Source organism: Variovorax sp. V116, assembly GCF_041154435.1.
GTDB lineage: Bacteria > Pseudomonadota > Gammaproteobacteria > Burkholderiales > Burkholderiaceae_C > Variovorax > Variovorax paradoxus.
Map to the genome: position 1 here is coordinate 4,977,164 of NZ_AP028661.1, position 17,140 is coordinate 4,994,303.

The following is a 17,140-nucleotide window of genomic DNA, read 5'->3' on the forward strand; positions in this document are numbered from 1 at the left end:
CGAAGTAATTACCCTGCCCTACCTGCTCCCCCCATGAGACGCTGGCGCATCCAGCCCGCGGCGGACACCATGCTGTCCGCCGCCCTCGCCGGCGACGTGCTCGCGGGCATCGGCACGCCGCACCTGGCGGCCAGCTGCCTTGCGGCCATGCACCGCGTGATGCCCGTCACCTTCTGCACCGTGTTCGCGGTCGACGCCACCGGCCGCATCGAGGCGGTGTCGGCCGCCAGCAGCTACGGCACCACGGCCGAACGCACGGCCGAGCGCTACGTGGCGCAGCGCTTCGACCTGCTCGATCCCAACATGACCTGGCTGGCGGCGCGCAAGCTGCCCCGGCGCGCGCAGCTCTGGCTGGGCCACCAGCGCGCCGACGAGGTGGCCGACCCGGCCTACCGCGCGGCCTGCTACGGCGACGTGGGCATCCGCGAGCGCGCGTCGGTGCTGCGCCTGACGCCCACCGGCCAGCGCGTGGCCGTGAGCTTCTACCGGAGCCTCGCGCAGCCCGAATTCGGCGCCGCCGACTTCGCGGCCATCGAGCGCCACGCCACGCTCCTGGCCGACGCCACGCTGGCCCATGGCCGCAGCGCCATGGCCGCCCGCGAAGCGGTGGCGCCCACGCTCGCCTCGCGCCTTCTCACCCTGAGCCTGCGCGAGCGCGAAGTCATCGGCCACCTGATGGCCGGCCGCACAGCCAAGGAAGCGGCGCGCGAAATCGGCATCGAACTGACGACGGTGCGCACCCACCAGTACCGGGCGTTCCGGCGGCTGGGGATACGCAGCCAGAAGGAGCTGCTGCGCGCCGCGCCGCGCTAGTCAGCCTTCGGCGCCGTCGTCGTCCTGCGGGTTCGCCAGCGACACCGGCGCCACCTTCGCCCGCCCCGCCGCCGACACGATTTCCTGGTCGATCGCGCCGAACAGCGAGCGGCCATCGAGCCCCTTCATCTCGATGCGGATGGTGTCGCCGAACTTCATGAATTCGGTCACGGGCTCGCCGCCCTGGATGGTTTCGATGCAGCGCTTCTCGGCAATGCACGAATAGCCCTTGGGCCAGTCCATCTGGCCGTTCTTTTCCACGCCCTTGTTGCTCACGGTGCCGCTGCCGACGATGCTGCCGGCGCGCACGTTGCGCGTCTTGGCGATGTGGGCGATGAGCTGGCCGAAATGGAAGGTCATCTCGGGCCCGGCGTCGCACATGCCGACCTTGCGGCCGTTCCAGCTGCTTTGCAGCGTGAGGTGCACGCGGCCGTGCTGCCAAGCTTCGCCGATCTCGTCGAGCGTCACGGCCACGGGGCTGAAGGCGGTGGCCGGCTTGCTCTGGAAGAAGCCGAAGCCCTTGGCCAGCTCGGCAGGGATCAGGTTGCGCAAGCTCACGTCGTTGGCCAGCATCACCAGGCGGATGCCGTCGAGCGCCTGGTCGGGCGTGGCGCCCATCTTCACGTCGCCGGTGATCACCGCGATCTCGGCCTCGAAGTCGATGCCCATGGCTTCGCTGGGCACGACCACGTCGTCGACCGGGCCGAGGAAGTCGTCGCTGCCGCCCTGGTACATCAGCGGGTCGGTGTAGAAGCTCTCTGGCACCTCGGCATTGCGCGCCTTGCGCACCAGCTCGACGTGGTTCAGGTAGGCCGAACCGTCGGCCCACTGGTAGGCGCGCGGCAGCGGCGCCATGCACTGGGCGGGGTCGAACGGGAAGGAATGGCGTGCGCGGCCGGTGTTGACCGCGTCGTACAGGTCCTGCAGCTGCGGGCTCATGAAGCCCCAGTCGTCCAGCACCTGCTGCAGCCGGCTGGCGATGCCAGTGGCGTAGTGGGCGAGCGTGAGGTCGCGCGAGACGACGACGAGCTGGCCGTCGCGCGAGCCGTCCTTCAGGGTGGCGAGTTTCATGATGGCAAATGCGTGATGAAGGACACGGCGCGAACACGAGAGCCGGCGCCGCGCCCACTAAACTGGTTGAACGGGCGGCAGTGTACCGAGGTGCTCCCGGTGAACCTCGGCGCCGGCGCCCACTCCACCACCTCATGCCGACGCTTGTCGCCTCCCAGCTGCCGTCCTCCGCCGCCCCGCCCGCACGCCCGTCATGGCGCGCGCTGGCCGGGCTGACGCTGGCGGTGGCGCTGGCCCACGTGCTGTTGCTGGACCTGGCTCCCACGGCCATCGGGCCCGACCCCTCGCCGCTCGCGAACAAGTTCATCACCCGCACCATCGTGATTGCACCGCCGGCCGCGGAAAAGCCGGCCGCGCCGGCCGCCGCAGCGCCAGTGGCCGAGGCCAAGCCGCCGCCGCCCGCAAAGCCGCGCCGGCCGCGCGAGCCGTCCAGGCCCCGGCCGGTGGCGCCACCATCCGAGCCAGTGCCGCAGCCGGCGCCGGCGCCGGAACCCCAGGTTTCGGAACAGCCCCCGCCGCAAACGCCAGACCTCACGGCGCAGAACGCTATTGATTCAGGAGCGACACCTCCCGACCAGGCAGCCAGCGCCCCGGCAGGCGCCGTGCTGGGCGGGGCGGGCAGCACGGCCAACGCCGGCGTCGGAAACGGCGCGCCCGGCGAGGCTGCGGGCGCCGCCAGCGCCGCGGCAGGCAATGTCGTCGGGCCCGAGGCGCTGCGCATCCCCGGTTCGGTGAAGCTCGCCTTCGCGGTCACGGGCCAGCAGGGCGCCTCGCCGATGCAGGGCGTTTTCGGCGACCTGGTCTGGCTGCAGGACGGCAGCAGCTACGACGCCCGGCTGTCGCTCAAATTCCTGTTCCGGACCATCCGCAGCCAGCACAGCACCGGCCGGATCGGCCCCACCGGCATCGAGCCGGCGCGCTTTTCGGAGAGCCGCAAGGGCGAGGTCGCCTCGCACTTCCTGCGCGACCAGGGCCAGATCATGTTCAGCAACAACGCGCCCAGCGTGCCCCTGCTGCCCGGCGCGCAGGACCGGCTCAGCGTGGTGATGCAGTTGGGCGGCATGCTGGCGGGCGATCCGGGCCGGTATCCGGCCGGCAGCCGCATTTCCATCCAGACCGCCGGGCCGCGCGACGCGGGCGTCTGGGTGTTCAACATCGAGGGCGAGGAGCAGATGAGCGTGCCGGCGGGCGACTACGCCGTGCGCAAGCTCACGCGCAGCCCCCGGCGCGAGTTCGACGACAAGATCGAAATCTGGCTCGCGCCGGCGCTGGGGTACCTACCCGTGCGGATGAAACAGACACAGCCCAACGGCGACTTCGCCGACATGCAGTTGCGTGAATCCCTTCCCGCGGGGCCGTCCAGCTGATAGTACAAATGAGGTAAAGAAACACCGTTGTGACCGCAATGCGACAACCCTTCTTGAAACTGGCGCGTTGATTGCTATCTAAACCCCATGAACGCCATCGACATCCTCACAGGCCCCGCAATGAACATGCTCTATGACTCGGAGTCCTTCGTCGTCGTGCACGTGCAGCCGAACGAAAGCGACGCCCCGGACCAGCCCAATGTCCCGGTGCTGGAACGCCACGGCTTCGAGATCGTCGACAAGCGCTCGGGCAAGGAGGTCTACCTCGACGGTTCCTGGGCCGAACTGTTCCAGCAGCAGATCGCCGCCTGGCAGCTCAACACGCCCACGCAGGAAGAGGTGGAAGACACGCTCGAGGGCTATGCCGAGCTGGCGCACACGCCGGTGCTGGTGCACTGAAAACCCGGGTTCCCCGCCCGCCCGAACAAGAAAGCGCCCGAGCGGCGCTTTTTTTGCGTCTTTTCAGCGCCTGCCGCTCATTTCCGTTGGTAAATCCATCGGTACATCGGCCCCACGAGCAGCAGCACCGCCACCAGCCGGCAGACCTGGAACGCCGTCACCACCGGCACGCCCAGCTGCAGCACCTTGGCGGTGATCGACATCTCGGCAATGCCGCCCGGCGAAGTGCCCAGGATCATGGTGGCGGGGTGCAGCCCCGTCGCCCAGGCCAGCAGCCAGGCGGCCCCCGCGCACAGCACCAGCATGCCGACGGTGCCCAGCGCCACCGATCCCAGCCAGCGCGGCGCCGTGTGCAGGAATTCGCGGCTGAAGCGCACGCCCAGGCTGACCGCAATCACGAGCTGCGCGGTGTTCGACATCCAGCCGGGCACGGCCGACAGCGGCTGGCCGGCGATGGTGAAACCCATCGCCACCAGCAGCGGCCCCATGAACCAGGGATTGGTGCGGCCCAGCGCCCGCATCGCAAGTCCGCCGGCGGCGGTGGCCAGGGCGAGCAGCAGGAGCCCGCCCGCATTCACTTCGCGCACCGTGGACGGATTGACTTCGAGCCCGTGCAGGCCGCTCCACTGCATTGCGAACGGAATGGCGATGGTCACCACCACCAGCCGCAGGCTGTGCGCCGCGGCCACGAGGTCGGTGCGCGCACCGGCCGATTCGGCCAGCAGCGTCATCTCGGAGGCGCCGCCGATGGCGCCAGCGAAGTAAGTCGTGGCTCTCATGGAACTGGCCGGCACATGCGGCATTCGCCGGGCGTGCAGCCCATGCAGCCAGCGCCCGAACCCCCAGCCGAGCAGCAGGGCCCAGGCGATGGCCAGCGCAATGGCCCACCAAACGCCGGCCACCAGCGCCACCACCTGCGGCGTGAAATAAAGGCCCAGCACCGTGCCGATGGTCCATTGCCCGGCATTGCGCAGCGGCGTGAAGCTGGCCGTGGGCGCACCGGCAATCGACGCCAGCGACACCGCCAGCAGCGGGCCGATCATCCACGGCAGTGGGGTGTGCAGGGCGAGGCAGATTTCGGCCGCGGCGAGCGCGAGCAACAGCGTGGCCAGCACGCGAACCAGAAAGCGGAGAGACACGGGCAGGAAGGGAAGAAGCGGAATTGGATGGCACTGCGTGCGAGCGCCAGCGCATAGTATGGCGCGATGCGATGCCAACCCTTTTCCGCACGGGCTTCCCGATTGCTGCTGCCCCTGTTCGCTGCCATGGCCCTTGCGGGTTGCACCGCATTTCAGGACGGCCCCGATGCGCCGGTGGCGCGGCGCGCGGCGGCGCTGCTGCCGGTGGACGCGCTGATCCTGGGCGAGCAGCACGACGCCCCCGAGCACCATGCGATCGAGCGCGAAACCGTCCAGGCGCTGGCCAGCCGGGGCCAGCTGGCCGCACTGCTGCTCGAAATGGCCGAGGAAGGCCACAGCACCCTTCGCCTCGACGCCGCGGCCACCGATGCGCAGGTGCGCGACGCGCTGGCCTGGAACGACAAAGCCTGGGCCTGGCAGAGCTACGGTCCCGTGGTGATGGCCGCGGTGCGCGCCAGCGTGCCCGTCATCGGCGCCAACCTGCCGCGTTCGCGCATGAAGAACGCCATGGCCGACGTCTCGCTCGACGTGCAGCTCAACGGCGAGGCCTACACCGCGCAGCAGGACGCCGTGCGCGAAGGCCACTGCAAGCTGCTGCCCGAGCCGCAGATCGTGCCGATGACGCGCATCCAGGTCGGGCGCGACCGCGCCATGGCGCAGGCCATCGTCAAGGCCCGCCAGCCGGGCAAGACGGTGCTGCTGGTCAGCGGCGCGGGCCATGCCACCAAGGTGCTGGGCGTGCCGCAGCACCTGCCGACCGACGTGTCGGTCAAGTCCGTGCGGCTGCAGGCCGGCGAATCACCGGACGAGGAGCAGGACAAGGAAGCCTACGACGCCGTCTGGCGCACGGCGTCGCTGCCGCCGAAGGACTATTGCGCGGACATGCGCGCTCGATAACCGCGGCCTTCGCCCTGAAGGCCGCGCCGGCTCAGGCGAACTTCCTGATCGAATCCGCGAGCGTGTTGACCAGCGTGTCGATGTGCTGCTTCTCCACGATGTAGGGCGGCGCAATCACCAGCACGTCGCCCGCGGGCCGCACCAGCGCGCCCTTGTGGAAGCAGTCCAGGAAGATGTCGTAGGCGCGCTTGCCCGGCGCGCCCGCGATGGGCGCGAGCTCCACCGCGGCGGCCAGGCCGAGGCTGCGGATGCTGACCACGTTCGGCAGGCCCTTGAAGGCGCTGTGGAAGGCATCGCCCAGCACCTTGCCCATTTCGCCGGCGCGCGCGAACAGGTTTTCTTCCTTGAACAGGTCGAGCGTGGCAATGGCGGCGGCGCAGGCCACCGGATGGCCCGAGTAGGTGTAGCCATGGAAGAACTCGACCACGTGCTCTGGCGCGTCGGTCTTCATCATCGCGTCGTAGAGCTTGTCGCGGCAGATCACGCCGCCCAGCGGAATCACGCCGTTGGTCACGCACTTGGCAAAGTTCAGCATGTCGGGCACCACGCCGAAATAGTCCGACGCGAAGTTGGTGCCCATGCGGCCGAAGCCGGTGATGACCTCGTCGAAGATCAAGAGGATGCCGTGCTTGTCGCAGATCTCGCGCAGGCGCTTCAGGTAGCCCTTGGGCGGCAGGTACCAGCCGGCCGAACCGGCCACCGGCTCGACGATGATCGCGGCGATGTTGCTCGGATCGTGCAGCGGCAGGATGCGCGTTTCGAGTTCGACCAGCGGGTCTTCGGCCCACACCGGCTCCTCGTTGTGGATGTAGGCATGGTTCACCGGATCGTGGATGAAGCGCATGTGGTCCACGCGCGGCAAAAAGGCCGCGCCGAACACCTTGCGGTTGCCCGGGATGCCCCCCACCGACATGCCGCCGAAGCCCACGCCGTGGTAGCCCTTCTCGCGGCCGATGAACACGTTGCGGTGGCCTTCGCCGCGCGCGCGGTGGTAGGCCAGCGCCACCTTCATCGAGGTGTCGGCCGCCTCGGAGCCCGAATTGCAGAACAGCACCTTGTTGAGGTCGCCGGGCGCCAGCGAGGCGATCATCTCGGCCGCCTTGAAGGCCTTGTCGTTGCTGACCTGGAAGGCGGTGGCGTAGTCCAGCGTGTCGAGCTGCTTCTTGATCGCCTCGTTGATGGGCTTGCGGTTGTGGCCCGCGCCCACGCACCAGAGCGACGAGATACCGTCGATCACCTTCTTGCCGTCGTGCGTGGTGAACTCCATGCCGTCGGCGGCCACGAAAACGCGAGGGTCTTTCTGGAAGTGGCGGTTGGGAGTGAAGGGCAACCACTGGTTGCCCATGTTGAAGTCCTGATAAGCCATCGATTGCTCCTGCTTAACGCGCACCAAAAAACGGCATTCTGGCACCCCTGCGACAATCGTGCCCCTCATGACGACCACAACGCCCGCTTACATCCTGACCCTCTCCTGCCCCGACCGGACGGGCATCGTGCATGCCGTTTCGGGCTTCCTGCTCGAACGCGGCGGCAACATCGAGGAAGCCGCCCAGTACAACGACCACGACACGGGCCTGTTCTTCATGCGCGTGCGCTTCGCCTGCAGCGACCACACCGAGGCGGCGCTGCGCGAACAGCTCGCCACCTTCGGCGCCGGCTTCGGCATGAGCCTGCAGCTGCACGCCGCGGCCGAGCCCATGAAGACCGTGATCCTGGTCAGCAAGGAAGGCCACTGCCTGAACGACCTGCTGTTCCGCTGGAAGAGCGGGCTGCTGGCCATCGACGTGCGCGCCATCATCTCGAACCACCGCGACTTCTACCAGCTGGCCGCCAGCTACAACGTGCCCTTCCATCACATTCCCGTGACGGCCGCCACCAAGGCGCAGGGCGAAGCAAAACAGCTGGAGATCATCGAGTCCGAGGGCGCCGAGCTCGTGGTGCTCGCGCGCTACATGCAGATCCTGAGCAACGGCCTGTGCAAGAGCCTGGCGGGCCGGGCCATCAACATCCATCACTCGTTCCTGCCCAGCTTCAAGGGCGCCAAGCCCTACTACCAGGCGCACGACCGCGGCGTGAAGCTCATCGGCGCCACCGCGCACTACGTGACGGCCGACCTCGACGAAGGCCCGATCATCGAGCAGGACGTGGCGCGCGCCGACCACACCGACACGGTCGAGGACCTCACGGCCCGCGGCCGCGACACCGAGAGCCAGGTGCTGGCCCGCGCGGTGAAGTGGCACAGCGAGCACCGCGTGCTGTTGAACGGGCACCGCACGGTCGTGTTCCGGTAGGCGGCGCCCGTCCAGGCATACCGCTAGTCAATACCGGTTCGGATTGTCCGGGCGGCGGTCGTAGCGGTTCGGCACGCCGTCGCGGTCGCGGTCCCAATAGCCGCGGCGGTATTCCCAGCGGCCATCGCGCTCGCGCCATTCCGGCGGACGGTAGGCGTAGCCCGGGCGGGCGCGCACCCACATGCCCCGGACCCACACATGGTTTCCACCGCGCCATTCATAGTGCCCCGGCGCCCACACGTAGCCGCGGCGCGGCGGCGGAATGCGCTCGTGGCGGGGCGGAGGCGGCGGCACTTCGACATACACCCCGGGCTGCGCCTGGGCGGCGGTCGGCACCATCAGCGCGCCACCCACCGAGAACAGCGAAGCAGCGGCAACGGAAAGGGTCATTGCGAGTTTTTTCATGGGGATCCCCTCATGAGTGGTTGGAGCCTTCATGCTGACCAACCCATGTGAAGCGCCTGTAAGCACTCGGCGGGACTTTGTGTAGAGGTGTTTCCTCGAAAGTAGTACCTTTGTAGGCACTTACTGCGCCCACTACTCCTGCAGTTCGCGCAGATCGACGGCCGCGGCCATGGCGGCATGGCCTGCCTTGTTGGGGTGCAGGTGGTCGCCGTTGTCGTAGGCGGGGTTCAACGTCGTCGGATCGGCCGGGTTGCGCAGCACGGCGTCGAAATCGATCATGCCGTCCACGTCTTGGCGGCTGCGGATCCAGCGGTTGACCTCGCCGCGCATGGCCTCGGTGGCCTCGGTCCAGTAGGGCGTGTTCCTGAACGGCGGCACGGTGCCGATCAGCACCTTCACGCCCTTGGCGCGGGCCTGCTTGATCAGTTGCTGCAGGCCGTCGGTGATGCGCTCGGCCGTCGCCACCTCATGGTCCGGCGTCGGCCGCCCCGGCAGCACGAACACGCTGCGGCCGATGTCGTTGGTGCCCAGCAGGATCATCACGTGCGTCACGCCGCTCTGCCCGAGCGCATCGCGCGCAAAGCGCGACAGGCCGTTGGGGCCGATGCCGTCGACCAGCAGCCGGTTGCCGCCGATGCCCATGTTCAGCACCGAAACCGCCTGCGCCGCCGCAGGACTGTTGCGCAGGCGCGTGGCGAGCAGTTCGGGGTACGAGCCGTCGCCCGCCTCGCCGCCGCCCGCGGTGATCGAGTCGCCGAAGGCCACCACCGTGCGCACGGGCTGCGTCGCCATCACGTCGAGTCCGGTCACGATGTGGTTCAGCGGCAGGGGCGCGGCATCGTGCAGCCTGGGCGCTGCAACGGCGTTGCCGCCCGCCACCCAGACGGTGCCGGGGGATTGCAGGTGCACGGTTGCAAAGGGCACGGCGCGATCGAAGAAGGCACTCACCGCCACCGCCTGCCCGGCGTCGACCTTCAGGTCGGCGCCGTCGCTCCAGGCTTCGGCGCCCGGCGCGATGACCGTGCTTGCGCGCCCACCGAAGCGCAGCTTGCGCAGCGTGGCCGGCGAGACCGCGCCGCCACCGGTGCCCTGGCCCACGCTGGCCTCGGCGATGCGCAGGGGCGTCTTGCCGAAGCGGTTGGAAAAGCGGATGCGAACGCGTTCGCCGCGCAGCGCAGACTCGACCTGCTGCCGCAGCGTCTGTCCACGGAACGCATCGCCGCCGGGCCGGGGCGCCGCAGCCGTGAGGAGCGGATTCGCACTGAGTTCGCGGAAATCCACTGGCGCGGCCGCCCATCCGGCCACCCAGTGCGCCTCGGCAGGCTGCTTCGGCCGCGCGTCGGGCTGAACGGCCTGCACGGCCACGGCAACGACGAACAGCAGGCAACCCACTGCGGCCATCCAATGCCGCAGAGCACCTTGGCGAAGAGCGAAGAACCAATGCGAACCCAGTTTCATGCACGCAAAGCGCTTCAGTTTACGAAGCCGCCTTGCCATTGCATGTGACGAGGTCTAGTGCATGGTTACCAAGTGTCTACATAGGGCGACGCGGTTTGCGCAGAGCGCCCCGCGGAGGCGAGTCCGCGCACCAGCCAGGTGCGGGTTTCGGCGGGATCGATCACCGCATCGATCTCGAGCGTCTGCGCCATGTGGATCGCCTCGCCATTGGCGTATTGCTGCGCCACCAGCGTCTTGAACAGCGCGTCGCGCTCGGCGCCCTCGGCCGCCGCCGCCAGCTCCTTGCGATAGCCCAGGCGCACCGCGCCCTCGAGCCCCATCGCGCCGAATTCGCCGGTCGGCCAGGCCACCGTGAACACCGGCGCATCGAAGCCGCCGGCCGTCATGGCCTGCGCGCCCAGGCCGTAGCCCTTGCGCAGCACCACCGCAAAGAAGGGCACGCGCAGGTGCGAGGCCACCATGAACATGCGGCAGACATGGCGCACCTGCGCCTGCGCCTCGATCTCGGGGCCGACCATGAAGCCGGGCGTGTCGCACAGCGAGACGATCGGCAAGCCGTGCGCATTGCACAGCTGCATGAAGCGCGCCGATTTGTCGGCCGCCTCCACGTCGATCGCGCCGCCCAGGTGGTGCGGGTTGTTGGCCATCAGCCCCACCGGCTTGCCCTCGATGCGCGCGAGCGCAGTGACGATGCCGGCGCCAAAGCCGGCGCGCAGCTCGAGCAGCGAGCCCGTGTCGGCCACGCCGCGCATCGCGGCGCGCACGTCGTACACGCGCAGCCGGTTCTCGGGCACCACGTGGCGCAGCGCGCGCGGGTCGGCGCATTGCCAGTCGCTCACCGGCCCCTGGAAATACGAAAGGTATTGCTTTGCCGCAGCCACCGCCGCGGCCTCGTCTTCCACCAGGATGTCGATCACGCCGTTGCGCGACTGCACGCTGCTCGGCCCGATCTGCTCGGGCGCGAAGCTGCCGAGCCCGCCGCCCTCGATCATCGCGGGGCCGCTCATGCCGATGTTGCTGCCGCGCGTGGCAATGATCACGTCGGCGCAGCCCAGCAGTGCCGCGTTGCCCGCGAAGCAGCGGCCATGCACGATGCCCACCACCGGCACCTTGCCCGAGAGCGCCGCGAACTGGCTGAAGGTGTGGTTGTTGAGGCCCGCGACGATCGGCATGTCGGTGTCGCCCGGCCGTCCGCCGCCGCCTTCGGCGAACAGCACCACCGGCAGCTTCAGCTGGTGCGCGATCGACAGCATGCGGTCGGTCTTGTGGTGGTTGCGCATGCCCTGCGTACCGGCCAGCACCGTGTAGTCGTAGGCCAGTACCGCGCAGCGCGAAGCCTCGGGGCCGAACTGCTTCGCGTTGATGCTGCCCAGGCCCGTCACCATGCCGTCGGCCGGCGTGTTGGCGACCAGGTCTTCGAGCGTGCGGCGGCGCGTTTGCGCGGCGATGGCAAGAGCGCCGTATTCGATGAAGTTGCCGGCGTCGGCGGCGGTGTCGCACAGGTCGGCGATGTTCTCGCGCGCGGTGCGCCCGCCCTGCGCATGCCGCTTGGCCACGGCCGCGCCGCGGTTGGCATCGAGCGTGAAGGCATGGCGGTCGATCACCTTCTGCAGGTCGGGGCGGATCGCGTCGAGGTCTTGTTCGGTGCGCGCCTCGGCTGCCGCCGCCTCGGCATCGACCGGCTCCAGCCGCACCAGCGACTGGCCTTCGACGAGGTAGTCGCCCGCTTCGGCGAGCAGCGCAACCACGCGGCCCGCGACGGGCGCGTGCAGCAAGTGCTCCATCTTCATGGCCTCGAGCACGCCGAGCTGCGCACCGGCAGGCAGCACATCGCCCACCGCCACTTCGAACTGCACCAGCTTTGCGGGCATCGGCGCCTTGATCGCCAGGCCGTCCGCATCGTCGTCTTCGATTGCCGCCGCCTGCGTATCGACAGGTGCGATCTTCTTCGCATGCTTCTCAAGCGATGCCGCGGCGGCCAGCAGGTCGCCCAGATGCGCTTCGACGAAGCGCGTGTGCACCGCCTGGCTTGCGAACTCGGGCCGCGCCGCAACGGCGCGCAGCAATGCAAGATTGGTCGCGATGCCGTCGATGTGGCATTCGTCGAGCGCGCGCAGCGAGCGGCGCAGCGCGTCGGCAAAACGCGGCGACGGCGAATGCACGATCAGCTTGGCAAGCAGCGTGTCGTAGTGCGGCGATGGCGCAAGGCCTGCATAGCCGTGCGTATCGACGCGCACGCCGGGCCCGCTCGGCAGGTCGAAGCGCGCGAGCGTCCCGCCCGAGGGCCGCGCGCTGCCGTGGGCATCGAGCGTCTCGGCATTGATGCGCCATTGCACCGCAAACCCGCGCTGTGCCGCCGTGCGGCCGGCTTCCACGCCGAGCGCCTCCAGGGACTGGCCGGCTGCCACAGCCATCTGCAGCTGCACGAGATCCAGGCCCGTCACGGCCTCGGTCACCGTGTGCTCGACCTGCAGCCGCGGGTTCGCCTCGATGAACACGAAAGGGAGCGTGGCCGATTCGGCATCGACGAGGAATTCGAAGGTGCCCAGGCTGCGGTAGCCCGCGGCCCTGGCCATGCGCAGCGCGGCCTGCGTGATGGACGTGCGCAGCGCATCGGGCAGCGAGGGGCTGGGCGCGATCTCCACCAGCTTCTGGAAGCGCCGCTGCAGGGTGCATTCGCGCTCGCCGAGGCTGGCCACGGCCTGGCCGTCGCCGAGCACCTGAATTTCGATATGGCGCGCATTGCGCATCAGGCGCTCCACGTACACGCCTTCGACGCCGAAGGCCGCCTTGGCCTCGGACATGCAGCGCGCATGCGCTTCGGAGAGTTCGTCCGCATTCATGACAGCGCGCATGCCGCGCCCGCCACCGCCGCCGATGGCCTTGATCATCACGCCCGCGGCGCCCTGCGCCTGCTGCTCGGCAAAGAAGGCCTGCGCCTGGGCGAGCGTCACGGCGCCGGCGCTGCCGGGCATCACGGGAACGTCGCATTGCGTGGCAAGCGCGCGTGCGCGCGCCTTGTCGCCGAACAGCGCCAGCTGCTCGGGCGCGGGGCCGATGAAGACCAGCCCCGCCTCCGCGCAGGCCTGTGCAAAGTCCGCGCGTTCGCTCAGGAAGCCGTAGCCGGGATGCACCGCGTCGCAGCCCTGCGCCTTTGCTACGCCGATCAGCGCGGCAACATCGAGGTAGGCCGAGGGCCCGGCCGCATCAAGCGCGACGGCCACGTCGGCCAGCTGCACATGCAATGCCGAGGCATCGTCGCGCGCATGCACCGCCACGCTCGCAATGCCGAGGTCGCGCAGCGCACGCACCAGGCGCACCGCGATCTCTCCGCGGTTGGCAATCAGGACTTTGGAGAACAAGGGAGGACCTTTCAGGCTTTGTCTTTCAGCAGGCGCCGCAGCACCTTGCCGGCACCGGTGGTCGGCAAGGCATCGATGAAGCTCACGGCGCGCGGCGCCTTGTAGCTGGCCATGTTGTCGCGCGACCAGGCGATGAGCGCATCGGCCTCGAGCGCCGCGCCGGGCTTGCGCACGATGAAGGCCTTGACCACCTCGCCCTTCTCGGCATCGGGCTGCGCGATGACCGCGGCCTGGGCCACCGCGGGATGCTTGATGAGGATGGTCTCGACCTCCTCGGGGAACACGCTGTAGCCCGAGACCTTGATCATCTCCTTGAAGCGGCCGATGAAGGTCAGGTAGCCATCGGCATCGAGCTTGCCCATGTCGCCGGTGTGCACCCATCCATTGCGCAGCGTGGCCGCCGTGGCCTCGGGCTTGTTCCAGTAGCCCTTGAAGGAGCCGGGGCTCGCAAGCACGATCTCGCCGACCTCGCCCGCGGGCAGGTCGGCTTGCGTGTCGGGGTCAATGATGCGGATGCACACGCCCGGCACCGCAACGCCCTGCGTGCCCCAGCGCGGCGCATGGTGCGGCGTATAGGTGTCGCAGGTGTGGGTTTCGCTGAGACCGTAGGCGGCCTCGAACGACGTGCAGTTGGGCGCATGCGCGCGCCACTGCGCGGCCAGCGGCTCGGTGAAGGCGATGCCGAAGCTCGTGACCGGATTGCGCCGCAGGCTCGAGAGGTCGAAGCTGGCGATGTCGGGCACCTGCATGCAGGCCACGTTCATCGGCGCGATGCTGTACCACCAGCTCACCTTGTAGCGCGCAATGGCCTGCAGCACCGCGCGCGGATCGAAGCGGTGCAGCAGCACCGAGGCCGCGCCGCTGAGCACCGGCACGTTCACGCCCATCAGCATGCCGGCGATGTGATAGAGCGGCGCAATGGAAAGCAGCACGTCGTCGCCGGCCACGCCGTTGCAGTCGGCCGCCGCGCGGGTCTTGAAGAGCGCATTGCCGTAGCTCAGCATCGCGCCCTTGGGCAGCCCGGTGGTGCCGGAGGTGTAGGTCATGAGCGCCACGTCGTCGAGGTCGATGGCCACCGGCCGGGGCACCGCGCCGCCCTGCATCACGGCCAGGAAGTCTTCGCATCCTTCGGGCACGCTGCGCGGGGCGCTGCGCTCGGCGAGCAGTTCGGCGGGAAGGTCGGGCACGGGCTCTTCGGGCAGCAGGTCGGCGTAGTGCACCACGAACACATGCGCGAGCGCGCTCTGCGGCTGCACCTTGCGCACCACCGGCAGCAGCGGCGCGGCGGCGACGATCACGCGCGCCTGCAGGTCGTTGACCTGGTAGGCGAGCTCGTGCTCCTTGTTGAGCGGGCTGCCCGGGCAGACGATGGCGCCGATCTTCTGGATGCCGAAATGCGCGACCAGGTACTGCGGGCAGTTGTTGAGGAACAGCACCACCGGCTCGCCCTTCTTCACGCCGATGGCCTGCAGCCGGGCCGCGAAGGCGTCGCTCGCGCGGTCGAGCTGGGCCCAGCTCATGGCGTGGCCGTACCAGAGGCAGGCCGGGCGTTCGCCGCGCTCGCGCGCATGGGCGCGCAGGTACTCGTGCAGCGGCTGTTGCGGACGGTCGGGCAATGTCTCCATGGCGTCACTTTCTCAGGGTTATCGATAGCCGGCTGCAGGAGCCAAGCGCTTGCCAATGGGTGCATGGTGCACCAACAATCCTACCCATGGGTATAACTTCCGCGACACGGCACAAACCCTCTGGCAAGGCCGAAACCTCGGCCGCCGCCACGGCACAGCCGCACCTGCCCCAGGGCACCGGGCGCCAGCGCGCGGCCACGCAGGGCACCGACCTGCAGCGCGAGCGCATCCTGCAGGCCGCGGCGCAGCTCTTTGCGGCGCAGGGCTATGCCAACACCACCATGGCGCAGATCGTGCGCGCGCTGGGCGTGACCAAGCCCTTCGTGTACTACTACTTCCGCGACAAGCAGGAGATCTTCGAAACGCTGTCGTGGCGCCCCGCGGTCGACTGCTTCACCGCGCTCGATTTCGCAGCCGGCGATCCGCGCCGCGCGAGCGAGAAGGTGCTCGAAGGCATCGAACGGCTGATCCGCGCGACCATTGCGCACCATCCCTGCGCCTTCTTTCCGTACCGCGAGCCGCAGGTGTACCGGCCCGAATACATCGCGGCGCAGAAGAAGCTCGCACATCACTTCTACGACCTGCTCTGTCCGCTGCTCGAAGAAGCGCGCCGCGACGGCGACCTGGACTTCGAGGAAACCAAGATCACAGCCCTCGCGGCCTGCAGCCTGCCGGGCTTTCTCTACAGCTGGTACCGGCCGAACGGCCGCCTCTCGCCCGACGAGGTAGCGGCCGAGCTCACGAAGCTCGCGAGCCGCGTGATCGGCCTTCGCAGCCCGGACTGACTTCCCCCAAAAAACCGAGAGAGACAAACCATGAAATCCAAGCACGCGCCACTGGCGCCGATCGCCCTTGCCTGCCTGCTGGCCGCTGCCGGCGGCGCCCAGGCGCAGCAACAGCAGCCCAGCTACAAGATCGCCTACATCGACCCGCTCTCAGGGCCGTTCGCGAACGTGGGCGAGCTGATGCTCACGCACACGCAGTACGCCATCGAGGAGATCAACGCCAAGGGCGGTGTGCTCGGCGGCACGAAGCTGCAGCTGCTGCAGTTCGACAGCAAGCTCTCGGCGCAGGAGAGCCAGAGCGCGCTGCAGGCGGCCATCGACCAGGGCGCCCAGGCCATCGTCACGGGTGGGTCGGGCTCCTCGGTGGTGTCGGCACTGGTGCAGTCGGTGGCGCGCTGGAACCAGCGCAATCCGGGCAAGGAGCTGATCGTGCTGAACCATTCGTCGATCGACCCCGAGATGACCGGCAAGAACTGCAGCTTCTGGCACTTCCAGACCGAGGCCAACACGGCGATGAAGATGAAGGCGCTGGCCAACTACATCAAGAAGACGCCGGACGTGAAGAAGGTCTACCTGCTGAACCAGGACTACGCCCACGGCAAGCAGTGGGCGAGCTACGGGCGCCAGCTGGTGGGCCTGGCGCGGCCCGACGTGCAGTTCGTCGGCGAAACGCTGCATCCGATCGGCCGCGTGAAGGACTTCTCGCCCTACATCGCCAACATCAAGCAGAGCGGCGCCGACTCGGTCATCACCGGCAACTGGGGCCAGGACATGACGCTGCTGCTCAAGGCCGCGGGCGATGCCGGCTACAACCTGCGCTATTTCAACCACAGCGCGGGCTCGGTGCCGGGCACGGTGCTGGCGGTGTCGCAGGCCAAACTCGGGCAGCTGACCTGGGTGGCCGAGTGGCATCCGGGGCAGGCCGACACGCCGCGCGCCGATGCGCTGGCCAAGGCCTACAAGGCGAAGACGGGCAAGGACTTCCTCGCGCCGCGCATCGACTTCACGCCGCGCCTTCTGGCCGCCGCGATCAACAAGGCCGGCTCGACCGACACGGTGAAGGTGGCGCGTGCGCTCGAGGACATGAGCTACGACTCGGTGGTGGGGCCGATCCGCATGCGTGCCGAGGACCACCAGCTGCTGCTGCCGCAGGTGGTCAACACGATCGCGCCGGTCGACGGCAAGACCGTGAAGGTGGGTTGGGAAGGGACGAACTACGGCTTCCGGACGGACGCTGTCTATACGGGCAACGAGCTGGCGCAGGGGTCTGAGTGCAAGATGGTTCGGCCTTGAGGGCTTCTGCTTGCTGTTGCGGCTGAAGTCCTTCAGGGCGCGTGCACAGATCACCGGGTACTCCCCTCCGCGAATGTCCCCCGGGGGCTACGCCCCCTCCTCCTTGATTTCGCTGCGGGGAGCACCCGATGCTCTGTGCACGAGGACACGCTCCGGGTGCACCGCTGATCAACCAGTGCTCTGATCACGCTCCCGCCGATGGGGTGCCTTGCGCAGCGAAATAAAGGAGGAGGCC

14 protein-coding genes are annotated in these 17,140 nt (G+C 68.8%); 7 read left to right on the forward strand and 7 right to left on the reverse strand.

Features of this window, described 5'->3' with window-relative positions:
• Window positions 1–33: 33 nt before the first annotated feature.
• Entirely contained in the window at window positions 34–813 is a 780-nt protein-coding gene (locus ACAM58_RS23770) for a LuxR C-terminal-related transcriptional regulator (RefSeq protein WP_015867543.1), read from the forward strand.
• Here the strand turns inward: ACAM58_RS23770 and ACAM58_RS23775 are convergent, their stop codons facing one another.
• Window positions 814–1,884 (reverse strand): fumarylacetoacetate hydrolase family protein, encoded by a 1,071-nt coding sequence (locus tag ACAM58_RS23775; RefSeq protein WP_369663676.1) that lies wholly within the window; start codon window positions 1,882–1,884, stop codon window positions 814–816.
• A 134-nt stretch (window positions 1,885–2,018) separates the two neighbouring features.
• On the opposite strand from ACAM58_RS23775, the gene ACAM58_RS23780 reads away from it, so the two are divergent.
• Window positions 2,019–3,251: a DUF3108 domain-containing protein gene (locus tag ACAM58_RS23780; RefSeq protein WP_369663677.1), complete on the forward strand. Its 1,233-nt coding sequence runs from the start codon at window positions 2,019–2,021 to the stop codon at window positions 3,249–3,251.
• Between the two features lie 120 nt (window positions 3,252–3,371).
• A complete protein-coding gene (locus ACAM58_RS23785; RefSeq protein ID WP_015867546.1) occupies window positions 3,372–3,650 on the forward strand; it encodes a DUF3567 domain-containing protein in 279 nt (92 codons plus the stop codon).
• A 77-nt stretch (window positions 3,651–3,727) separates the two neighbouring features.
• Here the strand turns inward: ACAM58_RS23785 and ACAM58_RS23790 are convergent, their stop codons facing one another.
• Window positions 3,728–4,789: an AbrB family transcriptional regulator gene (locus ACAM58_RS23790; protein ID WP_369663678.1), complete on the reverse strand. Its 1,062-nt coding sequence runs from the start codon at window positions 4,787–4,789 to the stop codon at window positions 3,728–3,730.
• 126 nt (window positions 4,790–4,915) lie between these two features.
• On the opposite strand from ACAM58_RS23790, the gene ACAM58_RS23795 reads away from it, so the two are divergent.
• Window positions 4,916–5,686, forward strand: a complete 771-nt coding sequence (locus tag ACAM58_RS23795) for a ChaN family lipoprotein (RefSeq protein WP_369663679.1) — start codon at window positions 4,916–4,918, stop codon at window positions 5,684–5,686.
• 31 nt (window positions 5,687–5,717) lie between these two features.
• On the opposite strand, the gene ACAM58_RS23800 is transcribed toward ACAM58_RS23795, so the two are convergent.
• Window positions 5,718–7,052 (reverse strand): aminotransferase class III-fold pyridoxal phosphate-dependent enzyme, encoded by a 1,335-nt coding sequence (locus ACAM58_RS23800; RefSeq protein WP_307595586.1) that lies wholly within the window; start codon window positions 7,050–7,052, stop codon window positions 5,718–5,720.
• Window positions 7,053–7,119: 67 nt separating this feature from the next.
• Here ACAM58_RS23800 and purU point away from each other — a divergent pair, with 67 nt between their 5' ends.
• Entirely contained in the window at window positions 7,120–7,977 is an 858-nt protein-coding gene (purU, locus tag ACAM58_RS23805; RefSeq protein WP_307595585.1) for a formyltetrahydrofolate deformylase, read from the forward strand.
• Window positions 7,978–8,004: 27 nt separating this feature from the next.
• Here the strand turns inward: purU and ACAM58_RS23810 are convergent, their stop codons facing one another.
• The 4 genes from ACAM58_RS23810 to ACAM58_RS23825 form a co-directional block, all read right to left on the reverse strand.
• Complete coding sequence (locus tag ACAM58_RS23810; protein ID WP_015867551.1) at window positions 8,005–8,382, reverse strand: YXWGXW repeat-containing protein; 378 nt, start codon at window positions 8,380–8,382, stop codon at window positions 8,005–8,007.
• 132 nt (window positions 8,383–8,514) lie between these two features.
• A complete protein-coding gene (locus tag ACAM58_RS23815; RefSeq protein WP_369663680.1) occupies window positions 8,515–9,783 on the reverse strand; it encodes a GDSL-type esterase/lipase family protein in 1,269 nt (422 codons plus the stop codon).
• Between the two features lie 122 nt (window positions 9,784–9,905).
• On the reverse strand, window positions 9,906–13,202 hold the full coding sequence (locus tag ACAM58_RS23820; protein ID WP_369663681.1) for a carboxyl transferase domain-containing protein: 3,297 nt from the start codon (window positions 13,200–13,202) through the stop codon (window positions 9,906–9,908).
• An 11-nt stretch (window positions 13,203–13,213) separates the two neighbouring features.
• Window positions 13,214–14,827, reverse strand: a complete 1,614-nt coding sequence (locus tag ACAM58_RS23825) for an AMP-binding protein (RefSeq protein WP_369663682.1) — start codon at window positions 14,825–14,827, stop codon at window positions 13,214–13,216.
• Between the two features lie 86 nt (window positions 14,828–14,913).
• Between ACAM58_RS23825 and ACAM58_RS23830 the strand changes: the two genes are divergently transcribed.
• Both ACAM58_RS23830 and ACAM58_RS23835 read left to right on the forward strand, forming a co-directional pair.
• The gene (locus ACAM58_RS23830; protein ID WP_369663683.1) at window positions 14,914–15,612 is read left to right on the forward strand and encodes a TetR/AcrR family transcriptional regulator; all 699 of its coding nucleotides are present in this window, start codon (window positions 14,914–14,916) and stop codon (window positions 15,610–15,612) included.
• 30 nt (window positions 15,613–15,642) lie between these two features.
• Window positions 15,643–16,905, forward strand: a complete 1,263-nt coding sequence (locus ACAM58_RS23835) for a branched-chain amino acid ABC transporter substrate-binding protein (protein WP_369663684.1) — start codon at window positions 15,643–15,645, stop codon at window positions 16,903–16,905.
• Window positions 16,906–17,140: the final 235 nt, after the last annotated feature.

Coding starts and splice junctions, on each gene's coding strand:
- ACAM58_RS23770 (WP_015867543.1), top strand. CDS start 34: ATGAGACGCTGGCGCATCCAGCCCGCGGCGGACACCATGCTGTCCGCC.
- ACAM58_RS23775 (WP_369663676.1), bottom strand. CDS start 1,884: ATGAAACTCGCCACCCTGAAGGACGGCTCGCGCGACGGCCAGCTCGTC.
- ACAM58_RS23780 (WP_369663677.1), top strand. CDS start 2,019: ATGCCGACGCTTGTCGCCTCCCAGCTGCCGTCCTCCGCCGCCCCGCCC.
- ACAM58_RS23785 (WP_015867546.1), top strand. CDS start 3,372: ATGAACATGCTCTATGACTCGGAGTCCTTCGTCGTCGTGCACGTGCAG.
- ACAM58_RS23795 (WP_369663679.1), top strand. CDS start 4,916: ATGGCCCTTGCGGGTTGCACCGCATTTCAGGACGGCCCCGATGCGCCG.
- ACAM58_RS23800 (WP_307595586.1), bottom strand. CDS start 7,052: ATGGCTTATCAGGACTTCAACATGGGCAACCAGTGGTTGCCCTTCACT.
- purU (WP_307595585.1), top strand. CDS start 7,120: ATGACGACCACAACGCCCGCTTACATCCTGACCCTCTCCTGCCCCGAC.
- ACAM58_RS23810 (WP_015867551.1), bottom strand. CDS start 8,382: ATGAAAAAACTCGCAATGACCCTTTCCGTTGCCGCTGCTTCGCTGTTC.
- ACAM58_RS23815 (WP_369663680.1), bottom strand. CDS start 9,783: ATGGCCGCAGTGGGTTGCCTGCTGTTCGTCGTTGCCGTGGCCGTGCAG.
- ACAM58_RS23825 (WP_369663682.1), bottom strand. CDS start 14,827: ATGGAGACATTGCCCGACCGTCCGCAACAGCCGCTGCACGAGTACCTG.
- ACAM58_RS23830 (WP_369663683.1), top strand. CDS start 14,914: ATGGGTATAACTTCCGCGACACGGCACAAACCCTCTGGCAAGGCCGAA.
- ACAM58_RS23835 (WP_369663684.1), top strand. CDS start 15,643: ATGAAATCCAAGCACGCGCCACTGGCGCCGATCGCCCTTGCCTGCCTG.